The sequence below is a fragment of the uncultured Deefgea sp. genome (genome assembly GCF_947072475.1).
Classification (GTDB): domain Bacteria; phylum Pseudomonadota; class Gammaproteobacteria; order Burkholderiales; family Chitinibacteraceae; genus Deefgea.
The window spans coordinates 51,045-68,632 of the sequence record NZ_CAMTIA010000004.1 but is presented as its reverse complement, the minus strand read 5'-3'; the positions used below and the strand labels follow the sequence as shown (position 1 = coordinate 68,632).

Sequence of the window (17,588 nt, the reverse complement as noted above, 5' to 3'; positions counted from 1 at the left end):
GTGATGTATTGCGCTGTAGCATATATTGTATATGGTCTATATCCATATACCCATTAGCGCATAGCTTGCAAGGCGGCGATGCGATCTTCCATCGGCGGGTGCGAGCTAAACATCGCTGACCATGCCGCTTTATCGGCAATGCCTGATGACGCCATATTGCTTGGCAAGGCATTGGGCTCCATGCCACCTAAGCGGCGCAAGGCATCGACCATTGGCGCTGATTCACCCAATAATTGGGCAGCACCAGCATCAGCTCGAAACTCGCGTTGGCGCGAGAAATACATCACGATCACGCTGGCCAAAATCCCAAATACGATATCGCACACCACCACGGTAATGTAATACCCCATACCTGGGCCCGATGACTCTTCGTTATCGCGCTTTAAGAACGAGTCAACCAGATAGCCGACCACGCGCGCCAAGAAAAAGACAAAGGTATTCACTACGCCTTGGACCAAGGTCAGCGTCACCATATCGCCGTTTTTAACGTGCGCTACTTCGTGCGCCAATACCGCTTCGATTTCACGATGCGTCATGCTGTAGAGCAAGCCCGTTGACACGGCAACGAGCGAATTGTTTTTACTCGGGCCGGTGGCAAAGGCATTCGGTTCGCCTTCATAAATCGCCACTTCAGGCATGGCGATCTGGGCACGCTGCGCCAGTTTGGCAACGGTATCAAACAGCCATTGCTCGTCGGCATTACGTGGCTGGGCGATAATTTGAGCGCCAGTACTCCATTTGGCCATGGTTTTGGACATGGCCAGCGAAATAAACGCCCCACCAAAGCCCATTACCGCAGCAAACATCAGCAACATCGGCAAATTCAAGCCGTTGGCGCTCATAAAGCGATTTAAACCAAAAATATTTACAAAAATACCTAAGACCACCATGATGGCAATATTGGTACCAATCAGTAATAGCGTTCTTTTCATCCATTATCTCCGGTGTTGTTTGGCGCTTGGAGTCATCCGAATCGCAATTAGTTCCTTGCGCTTGGCTGTACGGCGAAAATAGTAAGCCGTTATCGCGGCACTCAATACAACCATCAGTACTAAACTTAAACTCATTGATCTTCCTTTATTATAAAAACTCATCTGCAATCCAGATGAATCCAATCAACATCGCCAGCCATGCTGGCGAATCCAGCAAATCCAATGTACGCCGCGCGGGAAAACATCAACAGCGCCTCCTCACGACTAACGTATGGATTGATTTAGGCCGGCGTTGCCAACATATGATTGGCCTCTTCGGCGTATTGCATTTCAGTGGCGAGTAATTTTCGGCTCGCCACGCTGCGGGTGATTTTTTGTCGTTTGGCGTTTAAGCGCTGCAGGGTTTGCGCTGCGCGATGAATCGCTCGATCTACAACCGCGCGTAAATCGCTACCCCGCTCGTGCACAATCACCGATTCATGGCCCGGCAAGATGAGTTTCACTTGTACCGATTTATCATCGCCCCCTTTAGGGCCATTTTCATCGCTTAAGCGCACGGTAATTGCGCCAATCCGGCTTAAGGTTCGATCTAGCGCGAGGCGTAAACGATGCAAAATATAGCTGTGCATCGTGTCATCAATCGAAAGCTTGTGAGTCAAAATAAGTGGTCGCATTGCTCGATCTCCAGCGGGTTAGTCCAAACTCAATATCTACCCAATCGCACTGCCAGATCACGTGACAGCCAAGTGAATCACTTCACGATGCTGCTGTACGCTAGCTGCAGCGAATGAGGTAGTGCATTCACCTTAACGTATATTTTCTATCGACAAAATCAGAGCATAACTGATTAACCTTCAACTTTTCTCGATACAATTACCCGTAAAATAAATCGAACTAAGTCGTAAATCCCCACTCAAAGACCACCTGAATCGATGATTTATCGCGCTATTGATTGAATCTCATTGCCGCCATAACAACGTTTTACAGCGTGCGCAGCCAATACGATGACGACGACCAGTCGATGGCCCCCGATCTAAATCAACTTGCTCGGTGCCACCACACTGAAAGCAGCCAATACGCTCGCCATTGACCCACTCCGAATACAGCAACTGATAACTTTTTTTATTTATTAGCTTATGCAGCTTGTTCCGTACCCACGGCAGGTGAGCACCAAACAAATGAAAGAGGCAAAAAAAATAAATCAGCGTAAGACTCGCCAGAAATAGAAAAATACGCATCAATCGGACTCCCGCCATAAGCGATTTTTACATTGCCGGCAAACAACCTGCCGCCGCCAATCGGTAAGAATAAAGCAAAACTTTTCTTGCAGCGTTGTCTCGCCTTGCCGTACTCGATGTACTGTCTGCGGCTTTGACGCCTCGCCATAAAATTTTTGCACGTCGACCGATTGCAACAAGCCCAAATCCAAATGCTCGGCCGAGCCGCAATGGCAGCAAAGCGTTTGTTCGCCGCGCACGCATTGCGGATGCTGTTGCCGATATTGCGCCAATGTCGGCAGGCGCTCCCAATCGGTTTGCGCGCCTGGGTTGTAAATCACAAAATACCAACATAACGCCGCCAGCAAGACAACGGTCACGACGCCTAATCCAGTCAACATGGTTTTCTCTCGTATCGATTTATGCTGTGGTAATTTTAAACTGACTTTACAGAATCCAACAGCAGGCTTACATTGCGGCATCATCAGTTTTTATCGACGCACGCGCATGCATGATTTATTAAATTACCGACATTTGTATTATTTTTGGGTGGTGAGCCAAGAAGGCAGTATCAGTGCCGCTGCGCGTAAACTTGAGATGACGCCGCAAACCATTAGCAGCCAATTGGCGCGCCTTGAAGCGCAAATGGGTAAATCGCTATTTACCCAAGTCGGTCGGCAATTGGAATTAACTGAGGCGGGACGTAGTGCGCTGCCATTTGCTGATCAGATTTTTATGCTCGGCGAACAATTGCAGCAAACCTTGGCCAGCGATAGCACGCCCCGGCAGCGCTTTAATATTGGAGTGGCCGACGCGCTACCCAAAACCGTTGCCCAACAGCTCTTGGCCAAGACGCACAATGACCATACGCGGCTGTGCTGTACTGAAGGCTCGCCCGATGAGCTGATGGCCAAGCTGGCGCTGCACCAGCTGGATGTGGTGCTGGCGGATCGCCCTGCAGCGCACGGCGCACTTCGCCTCGAAAGCCAAAGACTGGCGCAATGCCCGGTGATGATTTTAGCCAGCCCAGCGCTGGCCACACGGTATGGCGAGGCGTTTCCGGCCTGCCTGAATGGCGCGCCGATGCTGCTACCGACTCGCGATAGCACGCTGAGAATTCAATTAGATATCTGGTTTTCGGCACAGCAAATCGTGCCCGATATTGTTGGAGAATTTGCCGATAGCGCTTTGATGCAAGCGTTTGGCATTGCAGGTATTGGCCTCTACCCTTCGCCTATTATTGCGCCTGAGGCAATACCTAGCGAGCAGTTGCAAAGCCTAGGTCATCTTGATGGCCTCTTTACCGATTACTACGCGATCTACGCCCCCAAAAAAATCAATCACCCGGCCTTAGATCAACTGCTGCATCAGTGCGTCCAATAGCCGCAACGCTGTAACGCTGTAACGCTGTAACGCTGGAACGCTGGAACGCTGGAACGCGCCAATGATCTAGCAGTATTGCGATTCCACCAAGCCATCGCGATGTGCAACCATCAGCCACATCGTGCTCAGCAAACATCGCAAATACGCCAGCCTCGGCGTATTCACGCCGAGCACTGAATTTAACTACGGTTTATTTTTTCTTGGTTTTACTGCGAGTTGGTTTGGCTTTAGCGCTGGTCTTTTTGGCTTTAGATGATGTGGCTTTACGCTGACTGGTTTTACTGCTTTTAAGCGCAGATTTCTTACTCGATTTAACTTGAGCTGACTTGGCAGACGAACGCGTTGATTTTTTCACCGCTTTATTGCGACTGGATGGCTTTTTGCTATAGCGTGTTGGGCTCGCTGTTTGCTGGCTAACCTTGGCGGGCGTCGAGACTTCTTTTTTGACCGGCGCTTTACGCACAATCGGCACTGCAGCCGCAGGATTATCAAACGGCAAAGGCGCATCTTCAGCCCATACCACTGTCGCCATTACCATTGAAACCATCGCCGCTAATAATTTTCGCAACACGTCATTCCTTTGTATTCAATCTCAGACTACTCGCGCCCATGCGCTGCACCGCATTATATAACGCGTGTTGATAAAATTTCGCAGTACTTTCCTACAAAACCACCGTCTTTGCTTGATAAAAAATCACAGAATAACGTCAGCAAAAGTAATTATTTTAACTTGCCCTGATGGGTTGACGAAATTGCACTAAAAACACCCCGAATAAAATCAATCCGCCACCCAGATAATGATAAACATGCAAGGTTTCGCCCAAGACCAACACCGCAATCAAAACAGTCAACAAGGGCAGTAGATTCATAAATATCGCCGTTTTTTCGCTGCCCATTCGCCCAATGCCCTGCATCCAGCAATACGCCGCCACAATCGACGAGGCAATCCCAGCAAATAACACCATGCTGATCGCCGCCGGCGCAATCGCCAAGCTCTGCGCGCTCAGCGCCACTGGAATCAAAAACAGCACGCCAAACAAAATCTGCAAATACAAATTCAACCACGGCGAAAATGGCAAAGCCCAGCGTTTTAATAAAATGCCATATAGCGCATACGCCAGCGCACCGATCAACATCAAGCCATCACCACGATTAATCCCTCCGGCCAATAAACGACTGGGCTGGCCTTGACCGAGCAAATATAAAACACCAAGCAAGGATAAACCCACGCCGATCATCGCCCTGCCATTGGGCCTAAAGCGAAAAAACGCCCAATTGAGCAACAAGCCCAATAAGGGGATCAAAGCACAAATCACCCCCATATTGGTCGCGGAGGTACTGTGCGCCGCAAAATACGCCAAGCATTGATACAACACCATGCCGAGCAAAGCTAATACTGCAAACTTGGGCCAATAGGGCCAGATCGCCTGCCGTTGCTGCCAAAGTTTGGGTGCCATGATCGGCGTTAAAATCAACCCAGCGATCAACCAGCGATAAAACGAAATCGCCGCCGGATCAATCACCCCTGCTGCAGCTTTAGAGACCACGGTATTACCCGCCCAAATCGCCACCGCCACCAATGGAAAAATCCAGTTCATCCTCACCTCATGCAAACCACAATACGCCACAGCAGCGCCGATTCACCCGCGTGGCATTGAGCACGCAGTGTAACCCCGTCCGATTCAATGGCTATAATGCAAACCCGACAAACGTATCGTGCATTTCGGACCATTTATGCCGCCAGATCCACCGCCTTCGCCGCAGTATAACCCTAGCGATCTAGCGCTTGACGCCCCCAAACTATTGCAGCTGCGCCACGAAACCGTCGATGCCTACACTGGCTCGGCAATTTCAACGCGAGCTCGGGCTGAGCTTTATTCAGTGGCGTAATCGCCTACGGCTGTTACGCGCGCAAGCGGCGCTCAAAGAACACCATGCGATTCAAGATATTGCGTGGCAATTAGGCTACAGCCATCCTTCGGCGTTTATTGCGATGTTTCGCCAACACACCGGCCTATCGCCCGAACGCTACCGGCGCCAATGGCGCAATCATGCAAGCGATTGCATATAAAAAAAACCATGACCGCGACGTATTTGCCGCTCAGCATTGACAGCCATAGGCTGCAGCGCAATACCCCTCAATTAAATAAAATCGCTTCACCCGCTCACTGTAAGCCATTTCACGCAGACCGCAGTTGTCACCCGATTTTCCCGTGGTAAATTACTACAACCTGACTTAATTATTATTAAATCGGGGTTATCCCTATTCATCACCGTTAAAAATGAATGCTAAATTACATTGGCATTTTCTAATATGTCAGCTTCAGCACACCCACACAGCACGTTTTACCCAGCACAACACCGCATTAGACGGTGAAACCCCCTCTTGGAGAACACCATGCGAGTAGGCTTAGTCACAGACTCTTGCTGCGATTTACCGCGCGAATTTTTAGATCAACATCAAATCGTCATCTTGCCGATCACCATTCAAGGCAGCGATGGCCAGTTTATTGACCACCGCGACCCCGTCGCCACCCGCAGTTTTTATCGCCGCCAAGCTGCAGCCGGCACCTCGGATTTTGAATCCAAGCCCTTCTCAGTCGAGCAAATTCGTGAATTATTCATGACCCGGCTAATCTTGGAATTTGACTCGGTGTTTTGCCTGACTGTCATGCAATCGCGTAGCCAGATTTTTAATCACTGCAACCAAGCCGCTCGGCGCATCCTGACCGAATACCGACCGATCCGCGAAGCGGCCAATCTGAGCAAACCGTTTGCCGTGCGTGTGTTTGATAGCGCCAATATCTTTTGCGGCCAAGGGCTGATCGTCGCCGAAACTGCGCGCTTAATCAGCGAACAAGCCAGCCGCTCGACCATCACCCACCACATCAATCGGCTCAGCCAAAGTGTACAAAGCTTTTTAATGCCGGCCGATCTAGGGCAACTGCGCCATCAAGCGCGTCGCAAAGGCGATAAAAGCGTTGGCTTTTTATCGTATGCCTTTGGTAGCGCACTCGATATCAAACCGGTTATTCGAGGTTATCGTGGCGAAACTAGCCCTGTGGCACGCATTCATGGTTTTCACACCGGCGTCGAAAAACTATTCGCCATGGCCGAAAACCAAATCGAGCAAGGCTTAGTCGCCCAAACCATTTGCGTCAGTTACGGCGGAGATCCGCACATCATCAGCGATATGCCAGCATATCAACAATTACAACGCGCCTGTGCGCACGCCAAAGTGCAATTATTGCTGTGCGAAATGAGCACCACCGCTGGCGTGAACATCGGCGCCGGTGGTCTGGCCATCGCCTTTGCAGCCGAAACCGAAGCCATGCTCAATTAGCCCGCATCGGGGGATTAGCATGAAAATACACGCCGTCGTCTCTCCCAGCCTCACCTTCTCCCATCCAGGAGAAGGGAATCCGGCAGCGCAGCACTGGTTTAATCCACGCGCGATCTGAACAACGATATTTAACAGCAGGTATTGCTTGGCAAGCCAATTAAATATTGTCTTACAAATAAATACCCTGCTTATATTTTAATAAGCAACGCAATAAACCCATCATCTGCATCGTCATTGGCTAGCGCGCAAGACCCACCATCAATTACACCTAGCCCCCGTACTTTCCCGCATCATGCAACAGTAATCAGTAAGAAATTGCAAGCTCAAGCGCATATCCGCACAATAGCCAAAACATCAGAAAACAATAATATTGTTACAGGGGATACATCATGGCTCAAGCTACGCCTTTCTCACTCCGCGCGCGCTTACTCTTTGCCGCAGCGATCACCGTCATGACGTTTATCTTGCTGGTCTGCGTGATGCTGCTGCAATTACGCGGTGAAATGCTCGACGATCGTAAAGACAAAATCCGCAATTTAGCCGAATCAGCGCAATCGATTGTGGCGCATTATGAGACGCTCAGCCGCCAAGGCAAAATGGATCAAGCCAGCGCCCAAGCGGCGGCATTGCTAGCGGTGAAGGCGATTCGCTACGATGGCAAAGAATATTTCTGGATCAACGACACCACCCCCACCATGCTGATGCATCCGCTCAAACCCGAGCTCGATGGCAAAAACCTCAGCAATAGCAAAGATCCCAATGGCAAAGCGCTGTTTGTTGAAATGGCCAATCTGGTTCGCAGCCAAGGCGCGGGTTTTGTTGAGTACCAATGGCCCAAAGCCGGTAGCGACGCGCCGGTGGATAAAATCTCCTACGTCACCGGTTTTCAGCCTTGGGGTTGGGTGATTGGTACCGGGATCTATCTCGATGACATCAACCAACATTTTATCTCGGTGCTCCAAATCTTATTGCCCATCAGCTTCATTAGCTTGATGTTGATTTGTTATGTTTTATGGGCGCTGGGGGGCTATTTATTTCGCTTACTCGGTGGCGAGCCACAAGTGGCGGTGGATTTGGCGCGCAATGTGGCACAAGGGCAATTACAACAAACAATTCAATGCGACCCTCGGGATCAAACCAGCTTAATCGCCGCAATGCGCGATATGCAGCAAGCCCTACGCAGCGTGATTGGTGAAGTGCACGCTAGCGCCGCGCAAATCGACAGTGCCGCCAACCATTTAGGGCAAAATTCCAACGACGTGGCGCTGCGCGCCCAACAACAAAGCGAATCAGCGGCGTCAATGGCGGCGGCGGTGGAAGAAATGTCCGTGTCGATCGACCATGTCACCGCCAATACCGACGAAGCCAGCGAGCTGGCGCGCAAAGCGGGCCAGCAATCAACACGCGGCGCACAAGTGATCCATAGCGCCACTAGTGAAGTGCATAAAATCGCCAATTTGGTTAAAGACTCATCGAGCAAAATCGAAGAGCTCGGCCGACAATCGCAAGAAATCTCATCGATTGTCAGCACCATTAAAGACATTGCCGATCAGACTAATTTATTGGCGCTCAATGCGGCAATTGAAGCGGCGCGCGCCGGCGAGCAAGGGCGTGGTTTTGCTGTGGTGGCCGATGAAGTACGTAAATTAGCCGAGCGCACCAGCCAGTCCACCGTGGAAATCGCCAAAATGGTCGGCCAAATTCAAAACGGCACCCGCGAAGCGATTACCCAAATGGAAAATGGCGTCGTGCAAGCCAATACCGGCGTTGCCTTTGCCAATGAAGCCGGCGTTGCGATTGATGAGATTCGCCAAGGCACTGAGCAAGTTCGCGAAGTGGTCGATAATATTAGCAGCGCAATTCGCGAGCAAAGCGTCGCCACCACCGAGATTGCCCGCAGTGTCGAGCAAATCGCGCAAATGGCCGAAGCCAGCGCGCTCGACGTGCAATCGAATGCCCATGCGGCCAAAGATTTGCAAAACCTATCGAGCCGGCTCAGCCAAGCGGTACAACAATTCAAACTCTAAGCTCAAAATAACGGCGAGCCTCGCAGCATCAACCCGATCGGCGAGGCCAAGAAAATACACTCCAACCGCAAACCCTGAATTAGATCGACCAAGCGGTGCGCCACGGGTGGATCGACTAATCCTTCCCTTGGTCATACAAGTCCACTACTAACAAGGCCTGCCAAACTTAGTTTGAATGTCATTAAGCTAAGCATTTGATTTGTAAGACCGTAGAGTCAAGCGCATTCAAACTATTTGTAGCGTGCGAAGTAATCATCTTTAATTAAATTCCTTCTTTTGCTATTCCATATGGATATATTTTCCAAGTTAACTTCATTTATGCAACATAATTTAAAATATTTAAAATATATAAAAATATCAATTTGCAGCTTTATAACGAGACAGACTATCAAATAATTAGGGGTAAGCAACCCTTATTGACAAACAACAAAGCTTGTCCAGTTAAGCATCTGCTTTTGATTACAATTCACGCAATTCCCACGCATTACATCGCGCATATCGTAAAAATCACCCATTGAATAGGCAAATATCACCATTGAGCGATGGCTTTTAATTTTCGCCAAAGCAACCTTACAATGGAGATTCACAAATAAAAATAATAAAAATTCAATGAATTCAAATCAATAAATCACGGCTTACTATGAAATTATAATTACTTTCGTTGTTCTTGGTTTATTGATTACATCATCAGAATTTTATTAACCAGTTTTAAATGGAATCGATATGCAACCTCAAGTCAAAGTCATTTCAGTACTCATCGGTGCTTTATTTTCTGGTCTATCCGTGGCGAGCCCAAGTGCCGAAACTCTAGCCAAACAATTGCAAGTGCAGGTCGAAGTTAAAGGTGCCGAAGATGGCAAAAGCTGTCAGCAACTCGGTGCGGATTGGGCCACTTGCTACCGCTCTACCATCACATTGAGCAATACTGGCAAAACATTAAACGACAAAGATTTCTCAATTATTATTCCGTCACCAAGAAGAATTTTAAGCGTGGTTGGCGATCAATTTAAAATTGAACACATCACCGGTGATTTAAACCGTTTAACACCAACGGATAAATTTACCGGTATTGCTGCTGGTAAAAGCATCCAAATCAATTTAATCAGCGAATATTGGCACGTTAGTGATTTTGATACCTTCCCACGCTGGATGGTGAGCGCCAATGGCCAAACTAAAACCATCAAAAACACCGATACTGAAGACGTTACCCAATTTGCCACTCCGCTGACTACCGCCCAAGGTAAACGCGCCAGCTCAGATGAAAATCTAATTTTAGATAGCCTAAAACGCTATGACGTTTACACCGCTAAAATCGATGCTGCGGCTAAAGACCGAATTATTCCAGCGCCGATTGAACAAAAAATCACTAAAGCCAATAGCGTTTCAATCAAAAATGGTTTGTACTTAAATCAGGTTACTGCCGACAGCAAAGACGTTTTTGCCCAATCACTTAAAAAATATAAGCTCCTCGCCAAAAATAAAGACCAAGCTTTGCTAGTCAATATTGCGATTGATCCAAAACAAATCCAATTGGCTGAAGCTAAAAAAGACGGCGGCTACACCTTAATCATTAAAGATGGCGTCGCCCAGATTCATGGTTTTGATGCTGCTGGCGCAATGAATGGTTTTAATTCATTGCTATCGCTGATCGATATTCAATCGAAAGACAATCTCTCTGAGATGGTGGTCAATGATGCACCACGCTACGAATATCGCGGCATGATGCTCGATACTGCGCGTAACTTTAAATCCAAACAGCATGTATTGAATTTAATTGACCAAATGAGCCAATTAAAATTAAACAAACTGCATTTGCATTTGAGTGATGATGAAGGCTGGCGTCTACAAATCAATGGCTTAGATGAATTAACCAGCGTTGGCGCACAGCGTGGCTTAAATTCAAGCAATGAACAAACTCAATTATTGCCACAATTGGGCCATGGTACTGAGCCACAAAAATCTGATGGCTTTTATACCCGTGCAGATTTTATTGAAATCTTAAAATACGCCAAAGCGCGCAATATTGAAGTCATTCCAGAAATCGACATGCCAGGCCACTCACGCGCCGCCGTCGTTTCAATGGAAGCACGTTACAATAATCTAATGAAAGCCGGTAATAAAAAAGCCGCCGAGCAATATCGTTTATTAGATCCAAGCGACACTTCGCAAGTGACCACGGTGCAGTTTTATGACAAGAAAGGCTTTATGAATGTTTGCCTGCCTTCATCCAAAGACTTTGCTAAAAAAGTGATTGCTGAAGTTAATGCCATGTATACCGAAGCCGGTGTGCAATTAAGCACTTGGCATTACGGTGGCGATGAAGCGAAAAACATTATGCTTGGCGGTGGTTATGCTGGCGCAGCAGAGGCGAAACCGCACCAAGGTATTATTGATAAAAAAGCACAAAATTTCCCTTATGAGAAATCACCGGCTTGCCAAGCTTTGGTTAAAAACGGCACTGTAGGCTCATTTGATGAATTAACCACTTGGTTTGGTAAAGAGATTAATAAAGAGCTCGTGCCACACAAAATTAATTCATTCCAAAGCTGGCAAGATGGTTTGTCGCATTTAAAGAGCGCCAGCGAAATGACGGTTAAACCAACTGTTAACGTTTGGGATACTTTATTCTGGGGTGGTACTGAGGTTGTTTCTAAATTTAGTCAAAAAGGATTTGATATTGTTTTATCCAATCCAGATTATTTATACCTCGATATGCCCAATGAAATCGATCCTGCTGAGCGCGGTTATTACTGGGCAGCGCGGGCTAATCCATTGAAAAAGATTTTCTCTTTTGCTCCGGGTAATTTAGCGCAAAACGCTGAAACCAGCGTGGATCGCGATGGCAAGGCGATGAGTATTACTTCACCCGCCACCGCACCAAGCATTAAAGGGATTTCCGGTCATTTATGGTCAGAAACGCAAAGAACCGATGCGCAAGCTGAATACATGATGTATCCACGTATCTTTGCCATTGCCGAACGCGCGTGGAATAAACCAAGCTGGGAAAACTTTAAAGCCAACACAGTTTATTCAAACGAAAGCAAGCATGTGAACAAACAAGCACTCGATAATGATTACAATCATTTCGTGAATGCCGTTGGCGCGCGTGGTTTAGAAAAACTCGATGCGTATCAAATTCAATATCGTTTGCCAAAAGTCGGGGCGAAAATCATTAATGGCGTGTTAAATGCCAATACTGAAATTCCCAATGTGCAAATTCAGTATTCAAACGATGGTAAGCAATGGCTAGTTTACGATGCCAATAAAAAACCAGCGGTTACGGGCAGCGTTTGGGTGAGAACCAGCAACGCTGACCAGAAAAACCCACGTTTTGGTCAAGCGTCTAAAGTGCAATAAACAGTCAGCAAAACAAAACGCCCGCAAGGGCGTTTTTTTTTGTGCTGTAAAAATAGTCTTCGCTATCCGGTGGCATGCACTGTGTTTATTCCCCCCGACTTTGACTCCCGTAGTTTTATTGCTAGCCGCCCAATAATTTTTTTGCAATTAGCGCCAATACGGCGGGACGATTGCTGCAAGCGGCGATGCGAGTTTTGGCTTGCGGGGCGAGTTCAAGGTCATACGGATTACGTCCGGCGATCAGCAGTAATTTATCGGCCGCAATATGGCGGACTAATTCACTTTGCCGCGCAAAGCGAGTGGCGTTATAGCTTTGAAAAATCACTTGCGCTGCGCTCGCTTGTGCCGCGATCACTCGCGCCCATTCGCTATCGTTCACCTGCGGGGAAATAATCATTTCGCTGACATCAACGCCCGCTGCTTGTAGCGAGGGCAATAAAGTCCCGCGCGTGCTGCGCGAGGCGCCCAGAGCGACTTCGTCAATCTCGGTGCGCTGCATTAATTCAACCGTAACCAGTAAAGTCGCCGCGTGTTGATCCAGCGGCAAACCGTGCATTTCAATCGCTTGTTCTTGCACTTGCTGCGCCAATGCCATCGCGGCGGGCGCTTGCAACTGGGCTGGCGGCTGCACTAGATCACGCCATTGCGTCATTGCTGCGGATTGCTTAAGTAGGGTAATTCGATCTAGGCTTTGCTGTATCTGCTCTACATTGATATACCCTGTCTCTACGGCTTTAAGTAAAGCCTCGACGGCCGCTGCTTGGCGTGAATAGCTATGCGAAATCAAAGCAATATCGGCCCCAGCCGCAATCGCTTGCACTGCACCTTGTACGGTACCGGCAGCGCCGGGGCAGTCGCTGACCAGTGGGCGCGCGGCAATCGCATCCATTTCTAGGCAATCGGTAATAATCAGTCCGCCAAAGCCCAACTGTTGGCGCAGCAAACCTGTGAGTACTTTGCGCGATAAAGTCGCTGGCAAGGTGGTATCGGGTTCGATGGCAGGAAACACGACATGCGCCGTCATCACTGCATCCACGCCTGCAGCAATCGCCGCCTTAAATGGCAGCAGTTCTACCGCATTTAAGCGCGCTAAATCGTGTGCAACCAGCGGTAAAGCGTAGTGTGAATCAGTGGCGGTGTCGCCGTGGCCGGGGAAATGCTTGGCGGTTGCCGCAATGCCTGCGGCATGAATGCCGCGCAGCGCTGCTAGGCCATATTGCGTGACCGTTGCGGCGTCTTCACCAAACGAGCGAATGCCAATCACCGGATTGGCGCGGTTATTATTTATGTCTAAGCAAGGGGCAAAATTAATATTGATGCCCATTTGTCGCAATTCATCGGCGGCGATTTGGTGCAAAGCTTGGCAGGCCGCTATCGCATTCGCTTGCTGGGCTGGGCTGCTCACTGCGCGAGCGTAGGCCATCGCCGAAGGCATCGGGGTCACGCCTTCTTCGATGCGCATTACCATTCCGCCTTCTTGATCAATCCCAATCAACAGTGGCAAATCGCTGACCTGAGCATTAATCATTTGCAATTGCTGGCAAAGCGCCGCAACTTGCGCTGGCGTATCGATATTGCGGCGAAACAAAATCACCCCACCGATGCGCTGCTGGCGAATCAGGCTTTCGATCTCTGGATTCACCACAAAACCATCAAAACCGACCATCAGCAATTGGCCGATTTGTTCCCGTAATTGAATATGCGAAACAGCAATAGACATCCAAACATCCTTTGGCAATCGGCCCATGGCGATTGTTCAATCAGCAAAAAAAAAGGCCAAGATGGGCTTGGCCTTTTAACACTCAGTTAGCAAATCATTGCGGGTTTAAGCCACCAAACGACGCAGTACTTCTTCGCGACCGATCAAGGCCAATACCGCGTCCACCGATGGGGTATTGGTGATGCCACACACTTTGGCGCGAATCGGCATGCCCACTTGCGGCATTTTTACGCCTTGTTGCTTCACAAACTCTTTAATCAACGCGCCCAAACTCGCTGCATCCCATGTTTCAAGCGCAGCAGCCGCTTCGGCGAATAACTTCAGGCGTTCTTCATCGGTCGGCGTCAGATGTTTATCAGCGATCTCTTGCGTTGGCGTTAATGCGCTATAGAAATACGCCGCTTGATCGGCCATTTCAAGCAAGGTTTGGCAACGATCTTTTAGCAAGGCGCACACGTCAGCGAGCGCGGGGCCGCCTGCGATGTCCACGCCTTTATCGGCCAAAAAGCCAGTAACGCGCGCAGCGAGTTGCGCTGGATCGGCAGCTTTAATGTATTGCGCATTGGTCCACAGCAATTTGTCGCGATCCATCCGGCTTGGGCTACCGCTCACATCGTTTAAATCAAACCATTCAACAAATTGCTCTAACGAGAAAATCTCATCGTCGCCATGGCCCCAACCTAAGCGTGCCAAATAATTGAGCAGCGCTTCTGGCAAAATACCTTGCTTATCGTAATCAACCACCGACACCGCATCGCGGCGCTTAGACAATTTAACGCCCTGATCATTATGAATCATCGGTAAATGGGCAAACAAAGGCACCAAGGCGTCAAGCGCTTGGTAAATGACAATTTGACGTGGGGTGTTGTTCACATGATCGTCGCCGCGAATAACGTGGGTAATTTGCATATCCCAATCGTCAACCACTACGCAAAAATTATACGTTGGCGTGCCATCAGGGCGCGCCAAGATTAAATCATCGAGTTCATCATGGCTGATTTCGATCCGACCTTTCACTTGGTCGTACCACACCACCGAGCCGCCCATTGGGGTTTTAAACCGCACCACGGGGGTGATATCGCTCGGAATCGCTGGCAAGGTTTTGCCAGTCTCTGGTCGCCAAGCGCGGTTGTAACGGGGTTTTTCACCCCGGCTTTCGGCTTCAGTACGTTGCGCGTCGAGCTCTTCTTTACTGCAATAGCAGTAATAAGCATGCCCTGAATCGAGTAAATGCTGGATCACGGTTTTGTAGCGATCCATTCTTTGCATTTGGTAAAACGGGCCTTCGTCGTAATCCAAGCCCACCCAATGCATGCCATCCATAATGGCGGCAACCGATTCTGGCGTTGAACGTTCTAGATCGGTGTCTTCAATCCGCAAAACAAATTGGCCACCGTGTTTTTTGGCGAAAGCCCAAGAAAACAGCGCAGTGCGAACACCGCCAATGTGTAACAGGCCAGTTGGAGAAGGGGCAAAACGAGTGCGAACTTTCATGGGCGCAGATCCGGCGAAAAGCAAAAATACTATTGTACCGGAAATGCGCAGTAATACAGCCCCAAAGCCCTCTTTCAAAAGCTATACGATGGGCTGAATTATTTTGAAATTAATGCGGAAATATACGCCGAATTATAAGGCAGCAACTTGGCGTGGTTTAGCCTGACTGAGCTTGCTATTGATATCTAAAGTCAGATTGCCCGGGTTGTCGACCATCACCGTAGTCGAGAATTCTGGCGCAGTGATTTTGCTCGGCTGCTCAAAACGCACCAAAATATCGTAATAGGTTTTCAGTCTTTCAACATAAATCACCGGTGCACCGCCGCGCGCATAACCGTATTTTAAGGTACTAAAATGTTCGGCTTTACGTAGCAAAGGCAAAATGCCTTTTAGATCGGTCCAGCTATCAGGATTTTTATCTAAACGCTGCGCCAAGGTGCGCGCGTCCTCAACATGGCCCAAGCCAATATTGTAAGCGGCCAAGGCTTGCCAAGTGCGATCAGGCTCTGGCACCCGCTCAGGAATACCTTTACGCATCAGTTGCACATAACGCGCGCCGCCCAAGATGCTCTGTTGTGGATCTAGCCGATTCACCCCAAGCAAAGATGCCGTGTCGTTGGTCAGCATCATAATGCCGCGAACGCCAGTCGGTGAAACAGAGGCATTGTCCCAATGCGATTCTTGGTAGGCTAAAGCCGCCAATAAACGCCAATCAATGCCGGTTTCAGCTTCAGCTTTTAAAAAAGTCGCTTTAAATTTCGGCAAGGTCGATTTAATGCGTCCGAGATAAGTCAGCGCATCCACCGGATCGACTCGATTGATATGGCCATAATAACGGTCTTGCAAACGGCCTAACGAGCCATCAGCCATCGCTTGGCGGAAAAACGCCGACACCATCGTCGACAGTTGGTCATCGCCTTCCAGCATGGCCCACGATAATTGCTGAGCACTATCGCCAAAAGACTTGGAAATCGCCACATTGGGATAATAATTTTGCGCAATATCGGCCGCATGCGAATCCACCACGGCGTAATCGAGTTTGCCGGATGCGACCGACTCAATCAAATCTTCGTTATCGACTTGATCAACGGTATTCCAGAGTAAATTCGGAAACTTAACTTTATGTTGCTGCAGTGACGCGGTGTATTGCGGCAAGGTACTGAGCGTGCCTTGGCCTTGTTCGATCTGACGCAAAACATGGCTTTCATTGCGCGCTGCGGGATAAACCAGAACCGGCTTCACCGTTTGATAGCCTGGGCCAAATACCAAGCCCTCACCATCAATATCACGATGCACACCAACGGCCAAATGCGCTTCTTTACGCTTTAAACGCTGCACCACTTCGCCATACGTCGCGGCCATAATAAAGCGAACTTTTAAGCCATGTGCCTCGGCAAAACGGGTGACTAAATCGTATTCAATCCCCGCATAACGCCCTTCGGCATCCACGTATAAAGTGGTTGGACCATTTTGTACCAGCACGGTCAATTCTTTTGACTCCGCCCATGGTAATACACGTTGTGCTGTTGACGAAAGGTTGCCACAGCCCAAAAGTAAACACGCTGAGAGCGCAGTTAAGAATCTCTTCATGCCTAGCCTGTTGATCGTTAAGTTGAACGCATTGTGCCAAGAAATTTGAAAAACAACAAATTATTCAAGCACATCTGTGAAATGTACCTGCAAGCCAGCGCCAAGAAAAACGCCGCCAAGCAGCGCCAACGCAAGCGATGCGCAAAAAAAAGCGCCGTAATCATCAACTAAGAAATTACGACGTTTTTTTTCGCTGTTGCAGCAAAATTCCCACCACTCGGTGTCAGAAAACACCTTACCAAGCAAAAATCCATCTGATTTTTTTCGTCAACCGGCTTATTTTTCCACGCTCAAAACCCACATCATTTGCAGTACCGCACTCCGCCATTCTGAACGCGAATTCAGTAGCAAAAATGCGCCGCTTGGCAAATTGAACCACACGGCGTAAACTGCGCCCTCTTGTTGGAGAGGTGGCAGAGTGGTTGAATGTACCTGACTCGAAATCAGGCGTAGTAGCGATACTATCGGGGGTTCGAATCCCCCTCTCTCCTCCAAGCCCAATACCAAAAGCCCTGATGACATCAT

The 17,588-nt window shown here is 48.8% G+C and carries 13 protein-coding genes and 1 tRNA gene; 6 read left to right on the top strand and 8 right to left on the bottom strand.

What is annotated here, in order from left to right:
* Positions 1-53: 53 nt before the first annotated feature.
* The 3 genes from htpX to Q0V82_RS02665 all read right to left on the bottom strand — a co-directional run bounded on the left by htpX (position 54) and on the right by Q0V82_RS02665 (position 2,550).
* Entirely contained in the window at positions 54-932 is an 879-nt protein-coding gene (htpX, locus tag Q0V82_RS02675; RefSeq protein ID WP_297572415.1) for a protease HtpX, read from the bottom strand.
* Positions 933-1,213: 281 nt separating this feature from the next.
* Positions 1,214-1,606: an HPF/RaiA family ribosome-associated protein gene (locus Q0V82_RS02670; RefSeq protein WP_297572413.1), complete on the bottom strand. Its 393-nt coding sequence runs from the start codon at positions 1,604-1,606 to the stop codon at positions 1,214-1,216.
* A gap of 563 nt (positions 1,607-2,169) precedes the next feature.
* Positions 2,170-2,550: a hypothetical protein gene (locus tag Q0V82_RS02665; RefSeq protein WP_297572411.1), complete on the bottom strand. Its 381-nt coding sequence runs from the start codon at positions 2,548-2,550 to the stop codon at positions 2,170-2,172.
* Positions 2,551-2,656: 106 nt separating this feature from the next.
* Here Q0V82_RS02665 and Q0V82_RS02660 point away from each other — a divergent pair, with 106 nt between their 5' ends.
* A complete protein-coding gene (locus tag Q0V82_RS02660) occupies positions 2,657-3,532 on the top strand; it encodes a LysR family transcriptional regulator (RefSeq protein WP_297572410.1) in 876 nt (291 codons plus the stop codon).
* Positions 3,533-3,722: 190 nt separating this feature from the next.
* On the opposite strand, the gene Q0V82_RS02655 is transcribed toward Q0V82_RS02660, so the two are convergent.
* Positions 3,723-4,100: a hypothetical protein gene (locus tag Q0V82_RS02655; RefSeq protein WP_297572408.1), complete on the bottom strand. Its 378-nt coding sequence runs from the start codon at positions 4,098-4,100 to the stop codon at positions 3,723-3,725.
* Between the two features lie 157 nt (positions 4,101-4,257).
* Positions 4,258-5,130 (bottom strand): DMT family transporter, encoded by an 873-nt coding sequence (locus Q0V82_RS02650; protein ID WP_297572405.1) that lies wholly within the window; start codon positions 5,128-5,130, stop codon positions 4,258-4,260.
* Positions 5,131-5,360: 230 nt separating this feature from the next.
* Here Q0V82_RS02650 and Q0V82_RS02645 point away from each other — a divergent pair, with 230 nt between their 5' ends.
* The 4 genes from Q0V82_RS02645 (at position 5,361) to Q0V82_RS02630 (ending at position 12,259) form a co-directional block, all read left to right on the top strand.
* The gene (locus tag Q0V82_RS02645; RefSeq protein WP_297572402.1) at positions 5,361-5,603 is read left to right on the top strand and encodes a helix-turn-helix domain-containing protein; all 243 of its coding nucleotides are present in this window, start codon (positions 5,361-5,363) and stop codon (positions 5,601-5,603) included.
* Positions 5,604-5,930: 327 nt separating this feature from the next.
* A complete protein-coding gene (locus Q0V82_RS02640; RefSeq protein WP_297572399.1) occupies positions 5,931-6,875 on the top strand; it encodes a DegV family protein in 945 nt (314 codons plus the stop codon).
* 389 nt (positions 6,876-7,264) lie between these two features.
* Positions 7,265-8,902 (top strand): methyl-accepting chemotaxis protein, encoded by a 1,638-nt coding sequence (locus Q0V82_RS02635; protein WP_297572396.1) that lies wholly within the window; start codon positions 7,265-7,267, stop codon positions 8,900-8,902.
* 723 nt (positions 8,903-9,625) lie between these two features.
* A complete protein-coding gene (locus tag Q0V82_RS02630; protein ID WP_297572395.1) occupies positions 9,626-12,259 on the top strand; it encodes a family 20 glycosylhydrolase in 2,634 nt (877 codons plus the stop codon).
* Between the two features lie 121 nt (positions 12,260-12,380).
* On the opposite strand, the gene nagZ is transcribed toward Q0V82_RS02630, so the two are convergent.
* The 3 genes from nagZ to mltF all read right to left on the bottom strand — a co-directional run bounded on the left by nagZ (position 12,381) and on the right by mltF (position 17,063).
* On the bottom strand, positions 12,381-13,979 hold the full coding sequence (gene nagZ / locus Q0V82_RS02625) for a beta-N-acetylhexosaminidase (protein ID WP_297572392.1): 1,599 nt from the start codon (positions 13,977-13,979) through the stop codon (positions 12,381-12,383).
* A 105-nt stretch (positions 13,980-14,084) separates the two neighbouring features.
* The gene (gltX, locus tag Q0V82_RS02620) at positions 14,085-15,473 is read right to left on the bottom strand and encodes a glutamate--tRNA ligase (protein ID WP_297572391.1); all 1,389 of its coding nucleotides are present in this window, start codon (positions 15,471-15,473) and stop codon (positions 14,085-14,087) included.
* A 132-nt stretch (positions 15,474-15,605) separates the two neighbouring features.
* Positions 15,606-17,063, bottom strand: a complete 1,458-nt coding sequence (mltF, locus tag Q0V82_RS02615) for a membrane-bound lytic murein transglycosylase MltF (RefSeq protein ID WP_297572389.1) — start codon at positions 17,061-17,063, stop codon at positions 15,606-15,608.
* A 404-nt stretch (positions 17,064-17,467) separates the two neighbouring features.
* Between mltF and Q0V82_RS02610 the strand changes: the two genes are divergently transcribed.
* Positions 17,468-17,557 (top strand) — tRNA-Ser (locus Q0V82_RS02610).
* Positions 17,558-17,588: the final 31 nt, after the last annotated feature.